Origin of the sequence: Propionivibrio sp. (assembly GCF_049316945.1) — a bacterium.
In the GTDB taxonomy this organism is placed as follows: domain Bacteria; phylum Pseudomonadota; class Gammaproteobacteria; order Burkholderiales; family Rhodocyclaceae; genus Propionivibrio.
On the sequence record NZ_JBMOJE010000357.1, the window covers coordinates 1 to 1916 of the forward strand.

Below are 1916 nucleotides of genomic sequence, written 5' to 3' on the forward strand. Positions count from 1 at the left end.
CCTTCCCGATTCGAATGTTGGAAAAGGGGAAGTTATTTCGTAGGCGTTCCTTAGCTGGTTCTTTTATCCTGGAACCACGGAAACATATTCCCCACCTTCTCCCGGGATGAAATGCCTTTCAGTCGCACCGATACTGGTTCCGCGTTCAATATCGGCAAACCGCACTGCCTGTTACTCGCCGCGGACGAGCAACAGCGAGGTTTCGGCCTTGCGCACCAGACGCTCGGCGACGCTGCCGATAAAGTAACGTTCCATGCCCCGGCGACCGTGTGTTCCGGCGACGATCAGATCGGCCTTCCACTCTGCCGCCGCGTCAGCCAGCATGTCGGAAACGTGTTTCACTTCCGATTCGATCAGTTTGATTTCTACCTCGACACCGGCTGCGCGGGCCGTATCGGCGGCCTTGCCAAGGAAACCCTGTGCACCCAGGCGCATCCTGTACTCGGACTTGCCAACGCTGTTTGGCAGCATCATTTCCATTTGCCGATTGGCAAAAATCGTCTCATCCACGGCGTGGCAAATAATCAGACTCGCACCACTGGACTTGGCCAACTCAATGGCGGTATCCAGTACCTTGCTGGTCATGAAACTTTCGTCGATACCTACCATGATTCGCTTGTACATTTTTTGCTCCATTAATGCCAAAAATACAATTAAATGTCAGCAGCAAGCCTGCCGCCCCCTGAGCTACACCTTACGACACAGCCACAACGCACTAAATTCGGAAACTACTACTAGTTTCTCGTCGAACAACATAATTTTGCTCAAGACTCCTGGCGGTTGATTCAACCCATCTATCCTTGTCCAAGTCATGAAGCGAACGTTTTGGAAGAATCATTTTGCAGGCGCCGTTCTGCCGTTTCGCGACGCGAGGCTGATCGTAGCGACTGAGCCAGTGATTCGCGAACGAAATCAATGTGCGTTTCCGCCGCGGCGCGTGCATCTGCCGGCTTGTGTTCGCAGATCGCATCATGAATGGCAGCATGCTGGCTCTTCAGTGCCGAACTTGCTGATGGAATGGTTTTCAGTTCCTTGAGGTTGAGATGGATGTTGTCGTGCATCAGACGCAGGAGCGCTGCCGAAAGATGGCCGATCACGATGTTGTGCGTGGCTTCACCGATGGCCTGATGAAAAGCGATATCCGTGCTGGATTGGCGCTTAAGATCATCCGCGTCAGATGCCAGGTTCATTGCATCAAAGGCCTGGGTAAGGCGCGTCAGATCGGCATCGGTCGCCCGCTCGGCAGCCCATTCGGCGGCCTGCCCTTCCAGCATGTGGCGGAATTCAAGCAAGTCTTCACGCAGATTCGGGTGCATACCCATCATTTCCTGCCAGGTATCCAGGAAGGTTGACTCCAGTCGGTCGGTCACATAGGTGCCGCCGCCCTGACGGCTCTGGACCAACCCTTTCGAAGCCAGTTTCTGAATGGCCTCGCGTAGCGAAGGGCGCGACACGCCCAGTTCAATGGCCAGTTCTCGCTCCGGTGGCAATCGATCACCGGGTTTTAGCGAGCCCTCAAGAATGCGGCGTTCCAGTGCCGAAGCAACAGCGTCAGAGATGCGCGGAACCTGGAAGGTGTTATGCAGCTTGGACAAAATATACCCTCGATTGGTAAGACCATTTTATTCTAAAGAGCTTGATGACTTACTGCAAGCGTAAAAAAACATTCAATTGCTGGTTGACATTACCTCTTCGGAGAAATACATTCATCAAATCGTAATTGCTTGGTCTTACCAATTTACCGCGGGAGTCGAAATGCAAAGACCCACTCAAAGCAGCCAGCGCCCGAAGGACATCTATTTCTTTGCCACCTGCCTCGTCGATCTTTTCTGCCCCGAGGCCGGAATGGATGCCATCACCCTGATCGAACGCGAAGGCATCACCGTTCATTTCCCGGAAAACCAGACCTGCTGCGG

Annotated in this window: 3 protein-coding genes; 1 reads left to right on the forward strand and 2 read right to left on the reverse strand. The window is 53.5% G+C overall.

Annotation, left to right across the window (positions count from 1 at the left end):
- Positions 1-171 precede the first annotated feature (171 nt).
- Together ACOYNV_RS28095 and ACOYNV_RS28100 are read right to left on the reverse strand one after the other, a co-directional pair.
- The gene (locus ACOYNV_RS28095) at positions 172-624 is read right to left on the reverse strand and encodes a universal stress protein (RefSeq protein WP_422903121.1); all 453 of its coding nucleotides are present in this window, start codon (positions 622-624) and stop codon (positions 172-174) included.
- A gap of 185 nt (positions 625-809) precedes the next feature.
- Positions 810-1595, reverse strand: a complete 786-nt coding sequence (locus tag ACOYNV_RS28100) for a GntR family transcriptional regulator (protein WP_422903122.1) — start codon at positions 1593-1595, stop codon at positions 810-812.
- A 160-nt stretch (positions 1596-1755) separates the two neighbouring features.
- On the opposite strand from ACOYNV_RS28100, the gene ACOYNV_RS28105 reads away from it, so the two are divergent.
- Positions 1756-1916: heterodisulfide reductase-related iron-sulfur binding cluster (locus tag ACOYNV_RS28105; RefSeq protein WP_422903123.1), on the forward strand; the 161-nt coding region annotated here is incomplete at its 3' end.

Coding starts and splice junctions, on each gene's coding strand:
- ACOYNV_RS28095 (WP_422903121.1), bottom strand. CDS start 624: ATGTACAAGCGAATCATGGTAGGTATCGACGAAAGTTTCATGACCAGC.